Raw genomic sequence first — 19,887 nt, forward strand, 5'->3', positions numbered from 1 at the left:
TAAAAAAGGCCGCGAAAGCGGCCTGAAAACGCAAGCGTAGCGCCGTCGGCGCATTAGAGAATGCGCTGCTGCTGGCGCTGCGCCTCGCGGGCGAGACGTTTCTTACGCGCGTCGCACGGTTCCGGACAGTCGCAGACTTTCTCCAGCCCCAGCGAGGAGATCCCGCCGCAGCTGCCTTGAATACTCTTATGCTTCACCAGGTAGCCCAGGGACATGCCGAGGATCACCAGCGCAAAAATCACAAAGGTCGCGACAAATACCGTCCACATCATCAGCCTCCAAAGTCGTCGAGCATGATGTTCTCATCTTCGACGCCCAGGTCTTTGAGCATTTTAATCACCGCGGCGTTCATCACCGGCGGCCCGCACATATAGAACTCGCAATCTTCCGGCGCCGGATGGTCGCGCAGATAGTTTTCATACAGAACATTATGGATAAAGCCCGTATGCCCGGTCCAGTTATCTTCCGGCAGCGGATCGGAGAGCGCGACGTGGAAGGTAAAATTGGGGTTTTCACGCGCCAGCTGTTCAAACTCATCGTCATAGAACATTTCACGCAGCGAACGCGCGCCGTACCAGAAGCTGATTTTACGCGTGCTGTGCAGGCGCTTAAGCTGGTCAAAGATGTGCGAACGCATCGGCGCCATGCCCGCGCCGCCGCCGATAAACACCATCTCGGCGTCGGTCTCTTTGGCAAAGAACTCACCAAACGGCCCGGAAATCGTCACCTTATCGCCAGGCTTCAGCGACCAGATATAGGACGACATTATCCCCGGCGGCGCATCCGGAACCTTCGGCGGCGGCGTGGCGATACGCACGTTGAGCATAATGATGCCCTCCTCTTCCGGATAGTTAGCCATCGAGTAGGCGCGCAGGGTCGGCTCTTTCACCTCAGAGACATAGCGGAACAGGTTGAACTTGTCCCAGTCTGAGCGATATTCATCGGGAATATCAAAGTCGGCATAGGCCACTTTATGCGACGGGCATTCGATCTGAATATAGCCGCCGGCGCGGAACGGCACCGCTTCACCATCCGGCACCCGTAATTTGAGCTCTTTAATGAAGGTCGCTTTGTTATCATTAGAGATAACCTCGCACTCCCATTTTTTCACGCCGAAAATCTCTTCCGGCAGCTCAATTTTCATATTCTGCTTCACCGCCACCTGGCAGGCCAGGCGGCACCCTTCTTTGGCTTCGCGTTTGGTGATATGCGAAAGCTCGGTCGGCAGAATATCGCCGCCGCCTTCTTTGATGGTCACCCGGCACTGGCCGCAGGAGCCGCCGCCGCCGCAGGCGGAAGAGACGAAGATACCGTTGCTGGAGAGCGTGTTCAGCAGTTTGTCACCCGCCGGCGTGCGGATCTGTTTATCCGCTTCGTTATTGATTTCAATAACCACGTCGCCCGCGTTCACCAGCTTCGAGCGCGCCACCAGGATGAGCCCCGACAGGACCAGCACGATCAGCGTGAACATCACCACGCCAAGAATAATTTCCATACTTTTCCGCCCTTATAGCTGCACACCGGAGAATGACATAAAGCCGAGCGCCATCAGTCCGGTGGTGATAAAGGTGATCCCTAACCCGCGCAGACCGGCGGGCACGTTGGCGTACTTCATTTTTTCGCGGATCCCCGCCATCGCGACAATCGCCAGCATCCAGCCGATGCCGGAACCAAAGCCGTAAACAATCGATTCCGGGAAGTTGTAATCGCGCTGCACCATAAACGACACGCCGCCGAAAATGGCGCAGTTAACGGCGATAAGCGGCAGGAAGATCCCTAACGCGTTATAGAGTGCCGGGAAGTACTTATCGAGGATCATCTCAAGTATTTGCACCAGCGCCGCAATTACCCCGATAAAGGTGATGAAGTTAAGGAAGCTGAGGTCTACGCCTTCCATCAATGCGCCGTCGCGCAGCACCAGGTTATAGACCAGGTTGTTGATCGGTACAGCAAGACCCAGCACCACCGTGACCGCAACGCCGAGGCCAAACGCGGTGGAGACCTTTTTCGACACCGCGAGGAAGGTACACATCCCGAGGAAGAAGGCCAGCGCCATGTTCTCAACGAACACCGCGCGGACAAACAGGCTAATGTAATGAGCCATAATCGGTTACTCCTTTTCCTGCTGTTCAGGCTTCCAGCTACGCAGGGCCCAAATCAGCAAACCGATAATGAAGAACGCGCTCGGCGCCAGCAGGAACAGGCCGTTCGGCTGATACCAGCCGCCGTTCTGCACCGTTTCCAGTACGGTGATACCGAACAGCTTGCCGCTGCCGATAAGCTCGCGCAGGAAGCCGACGATAATCAGGATCGCGCCGTAACCGAGACCGTTACCGATACCATCCATAAAGCTGGCCAGCGGCGGCGATTTCATGGCATAAGCTTCGGCACGCCCCATCACGATACAGTTCGTGATAATAAGCCCGACGAACACCGACAGCTGCTTAGAGGTCTCATAGGCGAAAGCCCGCAGCAGCTGATCCACCACGATTACCAACGAGGCGATGATCGCCATCTGCACGATGATACGTACGCTATTGGGAATATGGTGGCGAATCATAGAGATAAACATGCTGGAAAACGCCGTCACCAGCGTCACCGCAATGGTCATCACGAAGGCGGTTTCCAGTTTGGTAGTCACCGCCAGCGCGGAGCAGACGCCGAGCACCTGCAGGGCGATGGGGTTATTGGCGATAAGCGGCCCCACCAGCACGCGCTTCACCTCTTTCATATCGCTCTGTTCAGCCATTATTCAGCTCTCCCTCACGAACCTTTTTCAGGAACGGACCAAAGCCCAGTTCGCCCATCCAGAAATCAAAGCTATGCTGCACGCCGTTTGACGTCAGCGTGGCGCCGGATAAACCGTCTACCGCGTGGAGATCGCCTGCGCGCGCGCCGCCTTTTACCACCTTCAGCGACGGCATACCGTTGTCATCCAGCACCTGTTTACCGACAAACTGCTGACGCCAGTTCGGATTTTCCACCTCACCGCCCAGCCCCGGCGTTTCGCCCTGGTCGTAGTAAGTAATGCCTTTCACCGTACGCCCATCAACGTCCAGCGCCACGAAGGCGTACATCATGGACCACAGACCGTTGCCATAGATAGGCAGCACAACTTCCTGAATCTGCTGCTGCGCGTCGCGCACCAGGTAAATCTCCGCCAGGTTGCTGCGGCGTTTAATCCCGGCCGGATCCTGGCTGGCGTCGAGCGCGATGCTCTGCTGCGGATCTTTCAGCGCCTGGGCCTGATTAAATTTACCCGGGTCTTTATCCAGCAGTTCGCCGGTCGCCAGATTGACCAGCCGAGGGGTAATGCGCGCGGCGAAGGTTTCCGCCACCGCGTCAGCATCCATCCCCTGCTGCATCAGGCCGGCGACCGCCAGGATATTGCGCTGTTTATCCAGCGCGCGTTGTTCCTGCTGACGCGACTTGAGGCCCACGGCGGAACCGGCGACCACAATGGAGCACACCAGACAAAGCACCAGCACCACCAGCAGCGTTTTGCCGATGCTATCGTTACTTTTCTTCTCAGCCACGCGACTTCCTCCGCTTGATATTGGCCTGCACCACCAGGTAATCGAACAGCGGCGCAAACAGGTTGGCGAACAGAATCGCCAGCATCATCCCTTCCGGATAGGCCGGGTTGACGACGCGAATCAGCACGCACATCACGCCAATCAGCAGGCCGTAGCTCCATTTACCTTTATCGGTAAAGGAAGCCGAGACCGGGTCAGTCGCCATAAACATCATGCCGAAGGCGAAACCGCCGAGCACCAGATGCCAGTACCACGGCATCGAGAACATTGGGTTGGTATCGGAACCGATGAAATTAAACAGCGTGGCGGTGGCGATCATACCGACCATCACCCCGGCGACGATGCGCCAGGAAGCGATACGGGCAAAGATAATGAACGCGCCGCCGATGAGGATCATCAGCGTCGACACTTCGCCAATCGAGCCAGGAATGTTGCCGAGGAAGGCGTCCATCCAGCTCACCGGGATGCCGGTGGCGACGTTAACCAGCGCTTCACCGCCGCCGCTGGCCCACTGGGAGAGCGGCGTCGCGCCGGAGAAACCGTCCGCCGCCGTCCATACCAGGTCGCCGGAAATCTGCGCCGGGTAGGCGAAGAACAGGAACGCGCGCCCCGCCAGCGCCGGGTTGAGGAAATTGCGCCCGGTGCCGCCGAAAATCTCTTTGGCAATCACCACGCCAAAGGAGATCCCCAGCGCCGCCTGCCATAGCGGCATCGTTGGCGGCACAATCAGCGCGAAGAGAATCGAGGTAACGAAAAAGCCTTCGTTGATCTCATGTTTGCGCACAATCGCGAACAGTACTTCCCAAAAACCGCCGACGATGAATACGGTGAGGTAGATAGGCAGGAAAAACACCGCCCCCAGCGTCATCATGCTAAGCCACCCGGCATCGGCGCTGAAGCTCACCCCTAACCACTGGGCAACGCTATAGTGCCAGTTGTTGGCAATGACCTGCTGCAGCTGTTCGGCGCCGTATAGCTTGTGCAGCGCCGGAATTGTCTGCAAGCCGACGTTGTACATGCCCCAGAACATCGCCGGGAACACCGCAAACCAGACGAGGATCATCATCCGCTTGAGGTCAATGGCGTCACGTACGTGCGCGGCGCCGCGGGTGACTAAACCCGGGGTGTAGAAGATCGTCGCCGCCGCTTCATACAGCGGGTAATATTTTGCTAACTTGCCGCCGTGCGTGAAATGCGGCTCAAGTTTCTCAATCAGGTGCTTTAAGCCCATCTCTTATCCTTCCTGCTCAATCTGGGTTAACACGCTGCGCAGCGCCGGGCCGTATTCATATTTGCCCGGACAAACGTAGGTGCAGAGCGCCAGATCTTCTTCATCCAGCTCCAGACAGCCCAGCGCCTGGGCGCTATCGCTATCGCCGGCAAGCAGATCGCGCAGCAATATGGTGGGCAGAATATCCAGCGGCATTACCCGCTCATAGTTGCCGATCGGCACCATCGCCCGCTCGCCGCCGTTAGTATCAGTGGAAAAATTAAAGCGCTTGCGCTTAAAGAAATGACCAAGGGTGGTGCGGGTAATCGAGAACTTCTCTTTGCCCGGCATCACCCAGCCAAACAGCTCTTTTTCACGGCCTTCTCGTACCACGCTGACCTGCAAATGGTAGCGCCCGAGGAAAGCGTGAGGGCCGCAGGCATGGGTGCCGCTCAAGACTGAACCGGAAATTACCCGGTTTTCATCATCCACCAGCTCGCCCGCCAGCAGTTCATCGAGGCTGGCGCCGAGACAGGTTTGCAGCAGCCGCGGCTGTTTTACCTGCGGGCCGCCAAGGGCAATGACGCGTTCGCTGTACAGCTCGCCGTCGAGGAACAGTCTGCCGATGGCGATGACCTCCTGATAGTTGAGATGCCAGACCTGTTTGGTCAGGCTGACCGGCTCAAGGAAGTGAATGTGCGTACCGGCAAGCCCTGCCGGATGCGGGCCACTAAACTGGTTGAATGTCACCTGCCCGGCGGGATGGCCGCCCAGCTTGCCGCCGCTGGCCTGACAGACGTGGACTTTACCATCCGTCAGGCGCGTCAGCACCGTCAGACCGGCGTCGAAGGCTTCACGCTGGGCCAGGATAATCGGCTGCGGTTCAGCCGCCAGCGGGTTGGTATCGATAGCAGTGACGAAAATAGCCGCCGGAACGCTACCCGGCGCGGGAATTTTGCTGAAAGGACGGGTACGAAACGCCGTCCACTGCCCGGATTCCAGCAGCTGTTGCTGCACCGCTTCCCGTGGCAAATCATTAAGATCTTCTAATGCATAGCGGGTAAACGACACCGCCTCATTGCTGCCGTCGATATCAATCACCACCGATTGCAGCACCCGGCGCTCGCCGCGATGAATGGCGCTGACCACCCCACTGGCTGGCGCGGTAAAACGTACCCCGGCGTTCTTTTTATCTTCGAACAGCACCTGGCCTTTTTGCACCCGATCGCCTTCGCTCACGGCCATCGAGGGGCGCATGCCGACGTACTCCTCGCCGAGCAGCGCGACGCGTTTCACCGCAGGCCGGGGCGAGATCTGCTGTAATGGCATGCCAGCTATGGGCAAATCCAGCCCTTTCGTGATTTTAATCATATCGTTAGCAGGTATCCGTAACCTAAACCCCGGCTCAAGCCGAGGCCAGCATTATTGATGGAATATCAGAATAAGAAAGGAATAGCGGTGCCACGGGGGCACAAGACGGGAGAGAAGCATCCTTTCTTACCCTGGTCATAAACGGCGGGAGTGTAACATTTTGTGAGTGGCAGAAGTAGGAAAAGCGCCAATAAGTGCTTCTAAAATGCGAGCTATTGCGCAAAGTTCTCACTGCGCTTTGCGGCAATATTCGCTATAAAGGAACATTAAATTGTAAACGCAGCCACACCGTGCTTGCGAAAAACTGCCGTGATGCTAATGTGAGCGCTCTAAATCCAGAAAACTCTGATTTCGGGTATCTCTTGCCGTCCTGGCATGTGGTTTTTTGTTTTATCAAGGAACAAGCAGTATGCGCAAAATCGCATTCTTTATTGCGATGCTTCTGTTGCCGTGCGTGTCATTTGCTGGGTTACTCAGCAGTAACAGCCCGACAACGCCGGTTAGCAAAGAATATAAACAGCAGTTAATGGGCTCCCCCGTTTATATTGAGATCTTCAAAGAAGAGCGGATGCTCGATCTCTACGTCAAAATGGGCGAAACCTACCAGCTTCTCGATAGCTACCGGATCTGTAACTACTCCGGCGGCCTCGGGCCGAAGCAACGCCAGGGCGATTTCAAAAGTCCGGAAGGATTTTATAACGTCTCGCGCAGTCAGCTAAAACCAGACAGCCGCTTTTATAAAGCGATCAATATCGGCTTCCCGAATGCCTACGATCGCGCGCACGGCTATGAAGGTAAATACCTGATGATCCACGGCGCCTGCGTTTCCGTCGGCTGCTACGCGATGACCGATACCGGCATTGACGAGATCTTCCAGTTTGTCACCGGCGCGCTGGTATTTGGCCAGCCAAGCGTGCAGGTCAGCATCTATCCGTTCCGCATGACCGATGCCAACATGGCGCGACATAAGTTCTCGTACTATGCGGATTTCTGGAAGCAGCTGAAGCCAGGCTATGACTACTTCCAGCAGACCCACAAACCGCCGGTGGTTTCGGTGATGGATGGCCGCTATATCGTCAGCAAGCCGCTCAGCCACGAGGTTATCCAGCCGCAGCTGGCCTCAAACTATACGCTCCCCGAGGCAAAATAACGCCCACTCGCCTGGCATGATTTTATTCCAGGCCTCATTGCCGGTCAGCGGCTGAGTGGCGATAACGGAGACCACATCATTTGGTGTGGTCTCACGTTGAAAATCAATTTCCACATCCTGATCCAGCAGCTTCGCCACGCCAAACGGCGCCCGACGGGTGATCCAGTACAGGTTGGTTGAACAGTACGCCATTACATAGCGCCCGTCCGATAACAGCATATTAAACACGCCCTTCTCGCGCATTTCGCCCGCCAGCGTCGCGATGTACTTAAACACGCCGACCATATTGCCAGGCGTGCGCGGATAGCGCTCGGTTAAACGGTGCAGCAGCCAGCAGAAAGCCGTTTCGCTGTCGGTCTCGCCCACCGGGCGGAAATTTCCGGTCTTCAGCGATTTATAGCCTTTGAGCTGGCCGTTATGGGCGTAGGTCCAGTGACGGCCCCACAGTTCGCGGGTGAACGGATGGGTGTTCTCCAGCGCCACCTCGCCGCGGTTGGCCTGACGGATATGGGCAATGACGGAACAGGATTTGATGGGATAATCCTGTACCAGTTTGGCTATCGGCGACTGAAAGCTCGGCTGCGGATCTTTAAATGTGCGACACCCTTTCCCTTCGTAAAAGGTAATGCCCCAGCCGTCTTTATGCGGCCCGGTGCCGCCCCCGCGCTGAACCAGCCCGGAGAAGCTAAAACAGATATCGGTCGGCACATTGGCGCTCATCCCGAGCAATTCGCACATAGATCACCTCATACAACTTACTGAAACATAAAAGGCGTTATTGGTGCAGTCAGTTTGGACACGGCCAGCGCGCAAAAACCGGAGCGTACTTCATGTACGTGAGGATGATTCGCTACGCTCCCCCTTCGGGCCGCCCTGAAGGGCGTTCAAAACTCGGTGAGTTTTGTCTGAGCACTGGCCGGGTTCAAAATGGCTAACAAAATAGCCTTTTAAGCTTTAACCATCTCTTTTTCGATCAACATAATCAGAATATGAATCACCTTAATGTGAATCTCCTGAATGCGATCGGCGTAACCGAAATGCGGTACGCGGATTTCCACATCGGCGGAACCCGCCATTTTGCCGCCGTCTTTACCGGTCAGGGTGATCACTTTCATTCCCTGCGCGCGAGCGGCTTCAATCGCTTTGATCACGTTGCCGGAGTTGCCGGAGGTGGAGATCCCCAGCAGAACATCGCCTGCGCGGCCAACCGATTCAACGTAACGTGAGAAGACATACTCATAGCCAAAATCATTACTCACGCAGGACAGATGGCTGACGTCAGAGATAGCGATCGCCGGATAACCAGGGCGGTTCTCGCGATAACGCCCGGTCAGCTCTTCCGCAAAATGCATCGCATCGCAATGAGAACCGCCGTTGCCGCAGGAAAGCACTTTACCGCCAGCTTTGAAGCTATCCGCCAGCAGTACCGCCGCGCGCTGGATAGCATGAATGTTGGCCTCGTCCTGCAGAAAGTTGGCCAGCGTTTCCGCGGCTTCGTTCAGTTCGTTACGAATAAGATCCTGGTACATGAGGATAATCCTTCAGTATTGGTTGGAATAACCCTGGCAGTGTACCGGATAGCCGCCGAAGCGAGAAGCAGCAGGCGACGTTATCCCCCGTCCTTTTGATTTTACGTGCCGCTTTTCCAGCCAACAATGTGAGCAAGGTTGTAATTATTTTGTAAACACATTGCTAAAACAAATTACATCCACTACAACCAATACATCACAAGTGGTCAGACCTCCTACAAGATAAGGGAGCATTTCTCTATGATGATTTTGAGTATTGTTGCAACCGTAGTGTTACTCGGCGTGCTCTTCTATCACCGAGTCAGCCTGCTTCTCAGCAGCGTGATTTTGCTCGCCTGGACCGCGGCGCTCAGCGTGGCGGGGCTATGGAATATCTGGCTGCTGCTGCCGCTGGCGATTATCCTGCTGCCGTTCAACTTTGCGCCGATGCGTAAATCGCTTTTCTCCGCCCCGGCGTTCCGCGCTTTCCGTAAAGTCATGCCGCCGATGTCGCGTACGGAGAAAGAAGCCATTGATGCCGGTACCACCTGGTGGGAAGGCGATCTGTTCCGCGGCAATCCGGACTGGCACAAGCTGCATAACTATCCGCAGCCGCGCCTCACCGCCGAAGAGCAGGCTTTCATCGACGGCCCGGTAGAAGAAGCCTGCCGCATGGCGAACGACTTCGAAATTACCCATGAGATGGCGGATCTGCCGCCGGAGCTGTGGGCGTACCTGAAAGAGCATCGCTTCTTCGCGATGATCATTAAGAAAGAGTACGGCGGGCTGGAGTTTTCCGCCTATGCCCAGTCTCGCGTGCTGCAAAAGCTGTCCGGCGTTTCCGGGATCCTGGCGATCACCGTCGGCGTGCCTAACTCGTTAGGGCCGGGCGAACTGCTGCAACATTACGGTACTGAAGAGCAGAAAAATCACTACCTGCCGCGCCTGGCGCGTGGTCAGGAGATCCCATGCTTCGCGTTGACCAGCCCGGAAGCGGGCTCCGACGCCGGCGCGATCCCGGATACCGGCGTAGTCTGTATGGGCGACTGGCAGGGTCAGCAGGTGCTGGGGATGCGCCTGACCTGGAACAAGCGCTATATCACCCTCGCGCCAATCGCCACCGTGCTGGGCCTGGCTTTCAAACTCTCTGACCCGGACCGTCTGCTGGGCGGCGAGGAAGAGCTCGGTATCACCTGCGCGCTGATCCCCACCTCAACGCCGGGCGTGGAAATTGGCCGTCGTCACTTCCCGCTGAACGTACCGTTCCAGAACGGCCCCACTCGCGGTAAAGATATTTTCGTACCGATCGATTACATCATCGGCGGCCCAAGCATGGCCGGCCAGGGCTGGCGCATGCTGGTTGAGTGCCTGTCCGTGGGTCGCGGTATTACTCTGCCGTCCAACGCCACCGGCGGCCTGAAATCCGTCGCTATGGCGACCGGCGCCTACGCCCACATTCGCCGTCAGTTCAAAATCTCGATTGGTAAAATGGAAGGTATCGAAGAGCCGCTGGCGCGTATCGCAGGCAACGCCTACGTAATGGACGCCGCCGCTTCGCTGATTACCTACGGTATTATGCTTGGTGAGAAGCCGGCGGTGCTGTCGGCAATCGTTAAATATCATTGTACCCACCGCGGCCAGCGTTCAATCATTGACGCTATGGATATTACCGGCGGTAAAGGCATCATGCTGGGCGAAGGCAACTTCCTTGCCCGCGCTTATCAGGGTGCGCCGATCGCCATTACCGTTGAAGGGGCGAATATCCTCACCCGCAGCATGATGATCTTTGGTCAGGGGGCGATTCGCTGCCATCCGTATGTCCTGGATGAAATGGCCGCCGCACAGAACAATGACGTTAACGCCTTCGACAAGCTGCTGTTTAAACATATCGGCCACGTTGGTAGCAACAAAGTACGCAGCTTCTGGCTGGGCCTGACTCGCGGCCGCACCAGCAGCGCGCCGACCCGTGACACCACGCGCCGCTACTATCAGCACATGAACCGCCTGAGCGCCAACCTGGCCCTGCTGTCGGATGTATCAATGGCGGTACTGGGCGGCAGCCTGAAGCGTCGCGAACGTATCTCCGCGCGTCTCGGCGACGTGCTGAGCCAGCTTTACCTGGCATCGGCGGTGCTGAAACGTTATGACGATGAAGGCCGTAATGAAGCGGATCTGCCGCTGGTCCATTGGGGCGTGCAGGATGCGCTGTATCAGGCGGAGCAGGCTATCGATGACCTGCTGAAGAACTTCCCGAACCGCTTTGTCGCCGGCGCGCTGCGTCTCGCCATCTTCCCGACCGGCCGTCACTACAATGCGCCGTCCGATAAGCTGGATCATAAAGTGGCGAAAATCCTGCAGGTTCCGAGCGCGACCCGCTCTCGTATCGGTCGCGGTCAGTACCTGACGCCAAGCGAACATAACCCGGTTGGCCTGCTGGAAGAGGCGCTGCTGGATGTGATGGCGGCGGATCCAATCCACCAGCGCATCTGCAAAGAGCTGGGTAAAAATCTGCCGTTCACCCGCCTGGATGAGCTGGCCACTAATGCGCTGGCGAAAGGGTTAATTAATCAGGAAGAAGCCGCAATCCTGACCCGTGCGGAAACCAGCCGTCTGCGCAGTATTAACGTTGATGATTTCGCGGCGGATGAACTGGCGACCAAACCGGTAAAGCTGCCGGAAAAAATCCGCAAGATTGAAGCGGCATAATAAAAGCAATACTGCACATCACGACAAAGGCGGGGAATTTCCCCGCCTTTTCTTTTGCCGTTACTCGCCGTAGATAGCATTTTTTTAACAAAATATTCCATGCCGCCTCCGGCTGCTGATATGGTATTAAAATTAGCTTAATGCCCTCTTCATAATGGAGTTCACCACTGTGCCTGGCTTGAAAATTACGCTGTTGCAGCAACCGCTGGTGTGGATGGATGGTCCCGCCAACCTGCGCCATTTCGATCGTCAACTGGAAGAAGTGAGCGGGCGCGACATTATTGTGCTGCCTGAGATGTTTACTACCGGATTTGCCATGGAAGCGGCGAAACAATCGATGCCGCAGGGAGAGGTCGTTGAGTGGATGCTGGCGAAAGCGGAGCAGACCAACGCGCTGATTGCCGGTAGCGCGGCCTTGCAGACCGAACGCGGCCCGGTGAACCGTTTTCTGCTGGTAGAGCCCGGCGGTAAAACGCACTTTTACGATAAGCGTCACCTGTTCCGCATGGCGGATGAGCACCACCATTATGAGGCAGGTACTGAACGAGTGGTCTTTGAATGGCGCGGCTGGCGGATTCTGCCACTGGTGTGCTATGACCTGCGCTTCCCGGTATGGTCGCGTAACCACAACGATTACGACCTGGCGCTGTATGTTGCTAACTGGCCTGCCCCGCGTTCGCTGCACTGGCAATCGCTGCTGGTCGCCAGAGCAATTGAAAACCAGGCCTACGTCGCCGGCTGCAACCGCGTCGGCACTGATGGAAACGGCCATCACTATCGGGGCGATAGCCGTATCATCAGCCCGCAGGGAGAGATTATTGCTACCGCCGAACCGCATCAGGCGACGCGGCTCGATGCCGATCTGTCGTTGGCCGCGCTGCAGGAGTATCGCGAGAAATTTCCGGCCTGGCAGGATGCCGATCCTTTCACGATCGGCTAAACACTTTTCGGGAGCCGCTGCGCTCCCTTTTTATTCCACCACGATCCGCAAAGCGCAGTAGACCAATAACGCTGCCAGCCCCCAGTTCAGTTGGCGCCCGTACAGCAAAAACAGGCGCTGAAACAGATGCCCCGCCAGCGCCCAGCACAGGTTTCCCAGCGCGCCAATCGCCGCCAGCAGCAGACTCACGCTGATGAGCCAAACCGGCTCGCGGGTAACGGGCAGGACAAAGGTAGAGAGCGCGGTGATGCCATACAGAATAATTTTTACGTTGACGAACTGCAGCCCCAGGCTCGCCCAGAACCCCACCGGCTCTGTACTCAGCGCGCCTGCCCCCGGTTTGCTTTTGGCTATCTGCCAGGCCAGCCACAGGATATACGCCGCGCCAATCCATCCCAATATCCGGGTAAATCGCGAGTCGAGTTCCACCAGCGAAAAGGTTAACGCCGCGCAAATCAGCATGGTGATAATAAAACCGACGCTCATCCCCGCCAGCACCCGCAGGCTGCGGCGTAAGCCATGGGAGGTGACGCTGCTGAGGGCAAGAATATTATTAGGGCCGGGAGTCAGCGCGGTTATCAGGGTATAAGTCAAAAAAGCACTAATCAAAGCTGGGGTCACTTGTCTTCTCCTTCGTTTTGGCAGACAGTACCCGATGCCATTCATTTAAAAAAATGAATGTTTTTTGATTCTGAATTCGATGTTTTCGATAGTTGGTGGCGATATGGATCTGCGGCGTTTTATTACTCTCAAAACGGTAGTGGAAGAAGGCTCGTTTTTACGCGCGGCGCAAAAGCTATGCTGTACGCAATCCACGGTGACCTTTCATATTCAACAGCTTGAGCAAGAGCTTGCCGTTCAGCTGTTTGAAAAAATTGGCCGCCGCATGTGCCTGACCGAATCCGGTAAAAAGGTGCTGCCGCACGTCCATGAACTGGCGAGGGTGATGGAAACTATTCGTGAGGCGGCTCGTGAAGATGGAGAACCGGCTGGCGAGCTGCGCGTTGCCTGTGGGGAAACCCTGCTGGCCTATAAAATGCCGCAGGTGCTACAGCGCTTTAAACAACGGGCCCCGCAGGTACGCTTATCGCTGCAGTCGCTCAACTGTTATGTCATCCGCGACGCACTACTCAACGATAGCGCCGATTTGGGCGTGTTTTATCGGGTTGGCAACGATGACGCGTTAACCATGAAAAGCTTTGGCCAGCAGTCGCTGACGCTGGTCGCCTCGCCGCAGCATCCGGCGGTCGATTTTACCCACTGCGGGCAACATATTCCGCTGAGCTTTGTTATCAATGAGTCACAGTGCGTATTTCGGCAAATTTTTGAAAGCACGCTGCGCCAGCGCGCTATTACCCTGGAAAATACCATTGAGCTCTGGAGTATCGAAAGTATTAAGCAGTGCGTGGCGAGCAATCTTGGCGTCAGCTATCTGCCACGTTTCACCGTTGAGGAAGAGCTTAAGCGCGGTACGCTGGTTGAACTCCCGTTCAGCGATATTCCACTCACTATTAACGCGATATGCGCCCATCACGCCGGTAAAGTGGTCAGCCCGGCAATGCGGGTATTTATGCAGTGTGTTGAGGAGGTATTATCAAGCGGAACAACAGGCCACAGCGATAGAGCAGTAACTGACGGGTGTATAAAGTAAAATGCTGGCACGATGACCGGGATTTTCTGAAAGTAATATCATGAGTAAAAAAGATATCAGCAAGTTAGCTGCAAGTCAGACCACTGCTGACGCTGTTCTGCGTACTGTCGTAGTGGTCGCTGTCCTGCAGCGCTATCCTATGCCTGAACTGCACCTGGATAGAAGGGTACCGGCTAATAGCTGAAAAATCGGAAACCTAAAAAAGCGCGTGGAAGTTAAACAGATGTGCTTACAATCCCACCACCGACTTTCAGTGGATCGCCATCTGCACCTTCAATCCCGACTTTCAGCATCGGGTTTATGTCAAAGATCTTATCCTTGCTCAGCGAGTTATTCTCAACAACAACTTTGTCCGTTGCGAAGTCTGCCGCCGCAACAGCATTTCCCCTGTACTCTCAGCAGGTTACAACACATTTTTCCGGTGCATTCCGTTGAACCGGACGCAACGCCCCGATACGCGGTTTTGCTCCCCGTAAGCCACTTTTCTCCAAAACTGTTAAAGAGCCTGTCTTACAAGATTACCTACTATTCCCGCGGCCTCAGACAACGACTACGCCTGAACGATAAGTGGCTGGCAGAAGCCGGATTTTGCACCGATTCGTTGGTTAGTGTGCCTGTTGAACACGGGCAACTGGTGATCCGTCCTGCGACTAAATGGCTGATAAAAGTAAAAATTCTGCCCAACTACGGACGAAATTTTTACTATACGCTTATGAAAGCCACTTTTTAAATTGCTCTAACACAAAATCGTAGGCTTTTTCTTCCAATAGAAACGAAGAAATAAGTGATGGCTGATCCCTTTCAACGTAATAAACATTCCATTGTGTATCTTCGTGAATAACACATAAACAATCGCTATTTTTCAACGTTCCCAATGAGTAACTATTAGGATGGACACCAAGAATATCCAATTGGTTTTCAAGTTCTTTTTTAGTCATTTATCTGCCTTTTTCATATAGTCGTTATCCAAATACCATTGAACAGGTTTTGGTAACTCATACTGCGTACCTTGCCCTTTCTGCCCAAACCAAGGCAAGATTTTCCCCTGAGAGACATCATCTATAGGCTTCAGAATCTCATATTGAAAATATGGCTTTGTAGTTTCATATGAAGATGGAAGAGCTCTTTGTTCAAAAGGAACTCCTAATGGAGATACAAAACTACCTCCAGGATATCCATATCGATCAATCATTGTTCCTGTTGGCAACGTTACATTCTCTATTGGACCATAAGCTCCACGATTAGGCGGCCAAATACCCAAGCTTTCCTGAACTGTCCCTTCAGCTTTGCTGTATTGCCCAAAATTCGATGATGCTCTGGCCGCCTGACTGGCTGCAACATTATCCTTAATCGTACTGGCTATTGCCTTCGCCGTTGTCACTTCAGCAACTGTCTTGCCGATACCTATCGCACCGCCTGCCCCCACACCGCCCGGCACTATCGCTTCCGAGGCCATTATCCCGGCATTATTCAGGCACAGGACGGCATTACTTGTGCAGGCCGCTATTACTGCTCTCGCTGCCGCCGCTATTTCCGGCGTTGCTGCTGCCAGTACTCCACCGCCAAGACCCGCCGGAAGCGCCACCATCAGCGCATCATTCATCGCCAGACCTTTCTGGCAGGATGCTGAACCCGGATCCGTTCTACAGGACGCTATATTCTTACTATGTTCCTGCACGAACTTCGTCTGGGTATCTTCGTTACCACCCAGAAGATTATTCTCAACAGCATTCTTCCCGGCAGCCGCTCCGGTAGCCACACCCGCAGTATTCCCACCTGCAATACCACCCGCCATGCCTGCTGAGATACTTGCCAGCGTACTTAGCGTCTGCTTCTGGTCCTCGGTCAGCTTCGACAGGTCTTTCACATCCGGATATAAAACCTTCGCGATTGCACCTGCGATAAGTTCACCGCTCACAGCACCGACGGCACCTGCTGCGGTATTATTCCCCTGAAGAGCCGCAGTCACGCCGCCGAGAATGGCATGAGCAATGGCTTTCGCTGCATCGTTATCATTAATTCCAGCATTGTGCCCTATGAAGTTTGCCAGTTCCGGAGCCGAAGCCCCCGCCAGTGCACCCGCTAAATTACCGCCCGCGAGCCCCTGAAGCGCTGCAGTTGCTGCCTGGATGCCGCGCTGAATGTCGCTGCCGGTGCCATACTTTTCCTGTTCCTTTTTGTATTCCGGCGTATCACGCAGTTTTGCCAGATATGCCTGCCGCTGTTCTTCCGTCGCATCCGCAGGAACAGGCCCGTATTTATCCTGCGCAGCCTTCAGCGCACTCAGCTCCCCCTGCGTCCGCGCGATATCCGCCACCTGACCGCCGATATCGCTGATCATCCCGATTTCCTTCAGACGGTTCTGCTCCTTCTCCTTGTCGAAGATCGGGCTGATGCTGTCGTTGGCATGTTCGGTGTCGCGGCTCAGGTTCGCCACATCCTGCTTCTGATTATCCTTGTCGCGAATGATGATGGTGCCGTCAGCCACAGCGGCCTGAGTCGTGCCTTCGGCATGCCCACTGTTGCCCGCCGCCGCAATCATCCCGCCCGGCATATTGCCCTTGAACTGGTCACCGAAGCTGCCCGCGCCGCTGATACTGATGCCTGAGTGCTGGGTTTTGAAGTCCGCTTCGTTGTGCAGGTCGCTGAAGCCCAGCGTACCGGTATCGAGGCTGTTTTTGTCCGCCGTGGCCGTGGAGGCAATCAGGTCTGCGCCGCCGATGTGCGCCTGGTTTCCGGCAGCGATAACCACGTTACCGCCCGTAGATCCGATGGTGCTGAAGCTCTGGCTCTGCGTGGTGCCCGCCTCGCGTAAATCGTGGGTAGCTTTGCTACTGCCGATACTGATCCCGATACCGCCGGTGCCCATCAGACCGGATTTTTTCTCTTCCTTAGCCCCAGCCGGCGCCTGAACGGCAACTAGCTGGCAGAAGCGGGATTCAGCACCGATACGCCGGTGATGGTCAGCATGGAACAGGGACGACTGGTGATCGAGCCAGTCAGGGGCTGACGGGTAAAAAGATCCCGGCGTGGTGGCCGGGATTATTTATAGATTTAAGGTTATTATTTTTCTGGATTTATATATGTATACCTACTATCTATTTCCAGACCAAGATCATTCGCTATTTTAAGCACCTGTGTGTACTCATCTTTACTGATCACAACATCATGATCAGCGATGTGATCACATAGCGTTTCGAACGCTAATACATTCTCTGAGAACCCAATATAATCAAGAGCAAAGTCAACTAACGAAGGTTCCAGCCGATCCTTTAATCCTTCACCTAATGATCTAATTTTGTCATTAATATCCATTACACCCACACTATTTCTAAATAGGTTTTAAAGTTGGAGGAGTCGGATTACTATCCGGGAACGCCGTTACTATTTTACCACTAGCTGGCTCGTATACCACACGAACTCTAACACCACCTCGTTCTTCCCAAGCAACCCATCTTGCCGGTCTTCCTGCGTTTGTATACGCTCCGCCAGTTCCTGTCTGGGCAAACCATTGAGTATCGGGTGAAGTAGCTATGTCGCCCACAACATGGACAACCTTGTCTGCTGACCAGCTTTGAGGAAAGACGGTTTTTCCTGGATTCCCAGGACAGCCGGGCCGTGCATAACGCGATATTTTTGCGCGGCGAGTGGATACCGCAGGCGGGATTTACTGACGGGATGCCGCTCCGGACCCGGGTGACGCCGGACTGCATCATCATTACCGCCCAGAACACCCGCGAGCTGTACGGCTGCGCCGAAGGCTTAAGCGTCGCGGGCGTCAACCGGGCAAAGATGCTTCAGTGGCTGAAGACCTTCCCCGGCGCGCTTAACGACACCGGCGATCTGCCGGTGATCAAGCGTGGCAAGGGACATTTTTCGGGAGCATAGCCGCTGATAACACGATCCCGGCGCTGGGGCCGGGATCGTCATGTTATATAGCCAGCTTATTCCACTCATGAGATATTTTCAGGTGAGATATAAATAACTCCTTTTATATCATCTGGTAATACACTATATCTCAACGGGTATAGAGGTTTTGATATTAACTTATACTCGCCATTCCTATAGTCATAACTAAATAATCCTTTACGTGACATTTCTATGAATGACTTCAAATAGCGAGAGCGCTGTTCCTCATCTGAAAAATCAGGAAGATTGTATTCAATAACCTCGACGTCAGATAAAGGCTCCAGAGAATAGAAGTAATCATAAATTAATTCATAATTATCAATAGATTCTTTAATTTTATCTGGAACTGGGCCTTTCCCACCAGTTGCAAAGTGAGCTAAAAAGCCATCCTGACCGGATAAAAACCAGTCCAAATCATTTTCTAAAAAATCATCATCCATATACATCATTATTCAGCACCAAAGATGTTTTTACAGTTTTCACAACGAGGAACCACTTCTCCGGTTCTTGGTCGAATCGCAGGAGTGAACTGAATATCTTTAAGTTTTAAACTTGGATTTGACAATAAAAGCTCATTTGCTGCTCTAAACTCCGCACAACGGCCTAATGTTTTTCCACACACAGTTTTTACTCCCAACCCGCCTAACTTATCAGCATAGGCCTGCAACTCTGGAGCAACTACGGTAGGTACAGCGCCATTAGATGTCGTCACTATTTTTCCTGTTAGAGGATCAACGGCACCAATTGCTGTCGCTGGTTTGTACTTGCTACCCGCAAAAGAATTTACATATTTATCTAATTGCTTGCTGGCATCATTAAGAAGTGCAGTTTCGCTTTTAGCAAGATTTTTCCCCGCCTGTTCACCTCCCTTAACAATACTATCAATAGCTGACGTACCAGACTTACCCGTAGCTGCTGTTCCCTGAGAAGCCTTTCCGTTTCCTGATGATGGTTTATCTAGTGTAAACGCCACAATCACCGACGCAAGAACCGCTTTGCTCAGGTTGTTTTTATGCAGTTCTGTATTATTCGCTACTGGCTCCAGTTCAGAGATTGAATAAGCAACCAGTTGCTGGCATTGAGCATTACAGTCAGGTGAAGCTTGCAGTACTTTCAGTTTTTCCAGCTCTGCTTTCTGCTCGTTAACCGGAATAGCTGTAGCAAGGGCTTGTTTTTGCTTATCTGCATCCAGTTTTTTCAGGTCAGACAGAAGCTGCTCTCTCTCAGCATCCGTTTTCGCATTCGCATACTTTTCGGTGAAAGTCGTGATGTCCTTATCACTCAAAAAGTTATTCTCCACCGCATTCTTCCCGGCACCGGCACCCGTCGCTGCTCCAGCTGTATTCCCTGTAGCGATCCCTCCAGCCATACCCGCAGATATGCTCGCCAGCGCACTGACTGTCTGCTTCTGTTCTTCAGAAAGTTTATCTACATTAGGGTACGCGTTTTTGCCCCACGACACGCTACCGCCCCGCCGTGGTGTCTGTACCTGTAACTCCCGCATCATAGCAGCGGCGTCAGCTTCTGCCATTACCTGTTTCCTTACTGGACCGGGTTCGCATGCAAAGGTTTAAGCAGGGAGGCCCTCGGCGGGGCCGCACGGGGCGGAGATGGCGAGCACGGGAACGAGCAAGGAGCACTGCGGCTGCGAGCCGCGCGCAGCCAGTGCAGTAGGGGTGAGGTGGGGGTGAGGTGGGGGTGAGGTTATGCCCGACTGCATCGTTATCACCACCCAGAACACTCGCGAGCTGTACGGCTGCGCCGAGGGCTTAAGCGTTGCCAGCGTCAACCGACCCAAATTAACCCAGTGGTTCAAGGCATCTCCGGGGCGCTGAACGACACCGGAGATGTGCCGCTGATCAAGCGCGGGAACGGGCATTTTGGGTAAGGCTGATGGCTAATAAAA

At 54.4% G+C, this 19,887-nt stretch carries 22 protein-coding genes and 3 pseudogenes; 8 read left to right on the plus strand and 17 right to left on the minus strand.

All coding sequences use genetic code 11. The annotated features are described in order from the left end of the window. Positions 1-53: 53 nt before the first annotated feature. From nqrM to KGA69_RS01380, 7 genes are read right to left on the minus strand one after another with little or no spacing between them, the layout of a single operon-like run. On the minus strand, positions 54-269 hold the full coding sequence (gene nqrM, locus KGA69_RS01350; protein WP_213293126.1) for a (Na+)-NQR maturation NqrM: 216 nt from the start codon (positions 267-269) through the stop codon (positions 54-56). 2 nt (positions 270-271) lie between these two features. Further along, entirely contained in the window at positions 272-1,495 is a 1,224-nt protein-coding gene (gene nqrF / locus KGA69_RS01355; RefSeq protein WP_015368114.1) for an NADH:ubiquinone reductase (Na(+)-transporting) subunit F, read from the minus strand. 12 nt (positions 1,496-1,507) lie between these two features. Further along, entirely contained in the window at positions 1,508-2,104 is a 597-nt protein-coding gene (nqrE, locus tag KGA69_RS01360; protein WP_015368115.1) for an NADH:ubiquinone reductase (Na(+)-transporting) subunit E, read from the minus strand. 6 nt (positions 2,105-2,110) lie between these two features. Continuing rightward, positions 2,111-2,749: an NADH:ubiquinone reductase (Na(+)-transporting) subunit D gene (locus tag KGA69_RS01365; RefSeq protein WP_002889716.1), complete on the minus strand. Its 639-nt coding sequence runs from the start codon at positions 2,747-2,749 to the stop codon at positions 2,111-2,113. Continuing rightward, complete coding sequence (locus KGA69_RS01370) at positions 2,742-3,536, minus strand: Na(+)-translocating NADH-quinone reductase subunit C (RefSeq protein WP_015704472.1); 795 nt, start codon at positions 3,534-3,536, stop codon at positions 2,742-2,744. The genes KGA69_RS01365 and KGA69_RS01370 overlap by 8 nt, the downstream gene beginning before the upstream one ends. Beyond that, on the minus strand, positions 3,529-4,767 hold the full coding sequence (locus tag KGA69_RS01375; RefSeq protein WP_015704471.1) for an NADH:ubiquinone reductase (Na(+)-transporting) subunit B: 1,239 nt from the start codon (positions 4,765-4,767) through the stop codon (positions 3,529-3,531). The genes KGA69_RS01370 and KGA69_RS01375 overlap by 8 nt, the downstream gene beginning before the upstream one ends. A gap of 3 nt (positions 4,768-4,770) precedes the next feature. Beyond that, positions 4,771-6,117, minus strand: a complete 1,347-nt coding sequence (locus KGA69_RS01380; RefSeq protein WP_015704470.1) for a Na(+)-translocating NADH-quinone reductase subunit A — start codon at positions 6,115-6,117, stop codon at positions 4,771-4,773. A gap of 409 nt (positions 6,118-6,526) precedes the next feature. On the opposite strand from KGA69_RS01380, the gene dpaA reads away from it, so the two are divergent. Further along, complete coding sequence (dpaA, locus tag KGA69_RS01385; protein ID WP_015704469.1) at positions 6,527-7,267, plus strand: peptidoglycan meso-diaminopimelic acid protein amidase; 741 nt, start codon at positions 6,527-6,529, stop codon at positions 7,265-7,267. Here the strand turns inward: dpaA and KGA69_RS01390 are convergent. Together KGA69_RS01390 and lpcA are read right to left on the minus strand one after the other, a co-directional pair. Beyond that, a complete protein-coding gene (locus KGA69_RS01390; protein ID WP_015368120.1) occupies positions 7,238-8,005 on the minus strand; it encodes a class II glutamine amidotransferase in 768 nt (255 codons plus the stop codon). The two genes, dpaA and KGA69_RS01390, sit on opposite strands and share 30 nt — an antisense overlap. Before the next feature lie 209 nt (positions 8,006-8,214). Beyond that, positions 8,215-8,796 carry a D-sedoheptulose 7-phosphate isomerase gene (lpcA, locus tag KGA69_RS01395; protein WP_004099149.1) on the minus strand — a complete coding sequence of 194 codons (582 nt, stop codon included), beginning with the start codon at positions 8,794-8,796 and terminating at the stop codon, positions 8,215-8,217. Between the two features lie 240 nt (positions 8,797-9,036). On the opposite strand from lpcA, the gene fadE reads away from it, so the two are divergent. Both fadE and KGA69_RS01405 read left to right on the plus strand, forming a co-directional pair. Continuing rightward, a complete protein-coding gene (gene fadE / locus KGA69_RS01400) occupies positions 9,037-11,481 on the plus strand; it encodes an acyl-CoA dehydrogenase FadE (RefSeq protein WP_045391151.1) in 2,445 nt (814 codons plus the stop codon). A gap of 169 nt (positions 11,482-11,650) precedes the next feature. After that, positions 11,651-12,421 (plus strand): amidohydrolase, encoded by a 771-nt coding sequence (locus KGA69_RS01405; RefSeq protein ID WP_045391172.1) that lies wholly within the window; start codon positions 11,651-11,653, stop codon positions 12,419-12,421. 30 nt (positions 12,422-12,451) lie between these two features. Here the strand turns inward: KGA69_RS01405 and eamB are convergent, their stop codons facing one another. Next, positions 12,452-13,042 carry a cysteine/O-acetylserine transporter gene (gene eamB / locus KGA69_RS01410; RefSeq protein ID WP_045391154.1) on the minus strand — a complete coding sequence of 197 codons (591 nt, stop codon included), beginning with the start codon at positions 13,040-13,042 and terminating at the stop codon, positions 12,452-12,454. 103 nt (positions 13,043-13,145) lie between these two features. Here eamB and KGA69_RS01415 point away from each other — a divergent pair, with 103 nt between their 5' ends. Both KGA69_RS01415 and KGA69_RS01420 read left to right on the plus strand, forming a co-directional pair. Beyond that, complete coding sequence (locus KGA69_RS01415; protein WP_045391175.1) at positions 13,146-14,072, plus strand: LysR family transcriptional regulator; 927 nt, start codon at positions 13,146-13,148, stop codon at positions 14,070-14,072. Positions 14,073-14,295: 223 nt separating this feature from the next. Then, positions 14,296-14,802: a SymE family type I addiction module toxin gene (locus KGA69_RS01420; RefSeq protein WP_080941145.1), complete on the plus strand. Its 507-nt coding sequence runs from the start codon at positions 14,296-14,298 to the stop codon at positions 14,800-14,802. Here the strand turns inward: KGA69_RS01420 and KGA69_RS01425 are convergent. From KGA69_RS01425 to KGA69_RS24085, 3 genes and pseudogenes are all read right to left on the minus strand, one after another. Then, entirely contained in the window at positions 14,783-15,010 is a 228-nt protein-coding gene (locus tag KGA69_RS01425) for a hypothetical protein (RefSeq protein ID WP_045391157.1), read from the minus strand. The genes KGA69_RS01420 and KGA69_RS01425 overlap by 20 nt on opposite strands. Continuing rightward, on the minus strand, positions 15,007-15,675 hold the full coding sequence (locus KGA69_RS24265) for a TNT domain-containing protein (RefSeq protein WP_317852634.1): 669 nt from the start codon (positions 15,673-15,675) through the stop codon (positions 15,007-15,009). Before KGA69_RS24265 ends, KGA69_RS01425 begins: the two co-directional genes overlap by 4 nt. A gap of 105 nt (positions 15,676-15,780) precedes the next feature. Next, positions 15,781-16,779 (minus strand): annotated as a pseudogene (locus KGA69_RS24085) (VENN motif pre-toxin domain-containing protein); the annotation flags it as partial. A 249-nt stretch (positions 16,780-17,028) separates the two neighbouring features. Here KGA69_RS24085 and KGA69_RS24200 point away from each other — a divergent pair. Further along, positions 17,029-17,082, plus strand: coding sequence for a hypothetical protein (locus KGA69_RS24200; RefSeq protein WP_323129990.1), 54 nt, complete (start codon positions 17,029-17,031; stop codon positions 17,080-17,082). Between the two features lie 53 nt (positions 17,083-17,135). Here the strand turns inward: KGA69_RS24200 and KGA69_RS01440 are convergent, their stop codons facing one another. Together KGA69_RS01440 and KGA69_RS01445 are read right to left on the minus strand one after the other, a co-directional pair. Next, a complete protein-coding gene (locus KGA69_RS01440; protein ID WP_045398312.1) occupies positions 17,136-17,387 on the minus strand; it encodes a MafI family immunity protein in 252 nt (83 codons plus the stop codon). Between the two features lie 16 nt (positions 17,388-17,403). After that, on the minus strand, positions 17,404-17,739 hold the full coding sequence (locus tag KGA69_RS01445; protein ID WP_080941210.1) for an EndoU domain-containing protein: 336 nt from the start codon (positions 17,737-17,739) through the stop codon (positions 17,404-17,406). Between KGA69_RS01445 and KGA69_RS01450 the strand changes: the two are divergent. Further along, a pseudogene (locus tag KGA69_RS01450) lies at positions 17,703-17,960 on the plus strand (SymE family type I addiction module toxin); the annotation flags it as partial. The gene KGA69_RS01445 and the pseudogene KGA69_RS01450 sit on opposite strands and share 37 nt — an antisense overlap. Positions 17,961-18,025: 65 nt before the next feature. On the opposite strand, the gene KGA69_RS01455 reads toward KGA69_RS01450, so the two are convergent. Further along, entirely contained in the window at positions 18,026-18,421 is a 396-nt protein-coding gene (locus KGA69_RS01455) for a hypothetical protein (protein ID WP_072251447.1), read from the minus strand. Positions 18,422-19,260: 839 nt separating this feature from the next. After that, positions 19,261-19,431 (minus strand): annotated as a pseudogene (locus KGA69_RS24290) (VENN motif pre-toxin domain-containing protein); the annotation flags it as partial. 256 nt (positions 19,432-19,687) lie between these two features. Here KGA69_RS24290 and KGA69_RS24205 point away from each other — a divergent pair. Further along, positions 19,688-19,816 (plus strand): hypothetical protein, encoded by a 129-nt coding sequence (locus tag KGA69_RS24205; protein ID WP_263303199.1) that lies wholly within the window; start codon positions 19,688-19,690, stop codon positions 19,814-19,816. The last annotated feature ends 71 nt before the right edge of the window (positions 19,817-19,887 follow it).

It is taken from the genome of Klebsiella sp. A52, assembly GCF_018388785.1.
Taxonomy (GTDB): domain Bacteria; phylum Pseudomonadota; class Gammaproteobacteria; order Enterobacterales; family Enterobacteriaceae; genus Klebsiella; species Klebsiella aerogenes.

What these genes read in the sequence shown, in the direction of transcription:
- nqrM (WP_213293126.1), bottom strand. Translation starts at nt 269, where the DNA reads ATGTGGACGGTATTTGTCGCGACCTTTGTGATTTTTGCGCTGGTGATC.
- nqrF (WP_015368114.1), bottom strand. Translation starts at nt 1,495, where the DNA reads ATGGAAATTATTCTTGGCGTGGTGATGTTCACGCTGATCGTGCTGGTC.
- nqrE (WP_015368115.1), bottom strand. Translation starts at nt 2,104, where the DNA reads ATGGCTCATTACATTAGCCTGTTTGTCCGCGCGGTGTTCGTTGAGAAC.
- KGA69_RS01365 (WP_002889716.1), bottom strand. Translation starts at nt 2,749, where the DNA reads ATGGCTGAACAGAGCGATATGAAAGAGGTGAAGCGCGTGCTGGTGGGG.
- KGA69_RS01375 (WP_015704471.1), bottom strand. Translation starts at nt 4,767, where the DNA reads ATGGGCTTAAAGCACCTGATTGAGAAACTTGAGCCGCATTTCACGCAC.
- KGA69_RS01380 (WP_015704470.1), bottom strand. Translation starts at nt 6,117, where the DNA reads ATGATTAAAATCACGAAAGGGCTGGATTTGCCCATAGCTGGCATGCCA.
- dpaA (WP_015704469.1), top strand. Translation starts at nt 6,527, where the DNA reads ATGCGCAAAATCGCATTCTTTATTGCGATGCTTCTGTTGCCGTGCGTG.
- KGA69_RS01390 (WP_015368120.1), bottom strand. Translation starts at nt 8,005, where the DNA reads ATGTGCGAATTGCTCGGGATGAGCGCCAATGTGCCGACCGATATCTGT.
- lpcA (WP_004099149.1), bottom strand. Translation starts at nt 8,796, where the DNA reads ATGTACCAGGATCTTATTCGTAACGAACTGAACGAAGCCGCGGAAACG.
- fadE (WP_045391151.1), top strand. Translation starts at nt 9,037, where the DNA reads ATGATGATTTTGAGTATTGTTGCAACCGTAGTGTTACTCGGCGTGCTC.
- KGA69_RS01415 (WP_045391175.1), top strand. Translation starts at nt 13,146, where the DNA reads ATGGATCTGCGGCGTTTTATTACTCTCAAAACGGTAGTGGAAGAAGGC.
- KGA69_RS01420 (WP_080941145.1), top strand. Translation starts at nt 14,296, where the DNA reads ATGTGCTTACAATCCCACCACCGACTTTCAGTGGATCGCCATCTGCAC.
- KGA69_RS01425 (WP_045391157.1), bottom strand. Translation starts at nt 15,010, where the DNA reads ATGACTAAAAAAGAACTTGAAAACCAATTGGATATTCTTGGTGTCCAT.
- KGA69_RS24265 (WP_317852634.1), bottom strand. Translation starts at nt 15,675, where the DNA reads ATGAATGATGCGCTGATGGTGGCGCTTCCGGCGGGTCTTGGCGGTGGA.
- KGA69_RS01440 (WP_045398312.1), bottom strand. Translation starts at nt 17,387, where the DNA reads ATGGATATTAATGACAAAATTAGATCATTAGGTGAAGGATTAAAGGAT.
- KGA69_RS01455 (WP_072251447.1), bottom strand. Translation starts at nt 18,421, where the DNA reads ATGGATGATGATTTTTTAGAAAATGATTTGGACTGGTTTTTATCCGGT.
- KGA69_RS24205 (WP_263303199.1), top strand. Translation starts at nt 19,688, where the DNA reads ATGCCCGACTGCATCGTTATCACCACCCAGAACACTCGCGAGCTGTAC.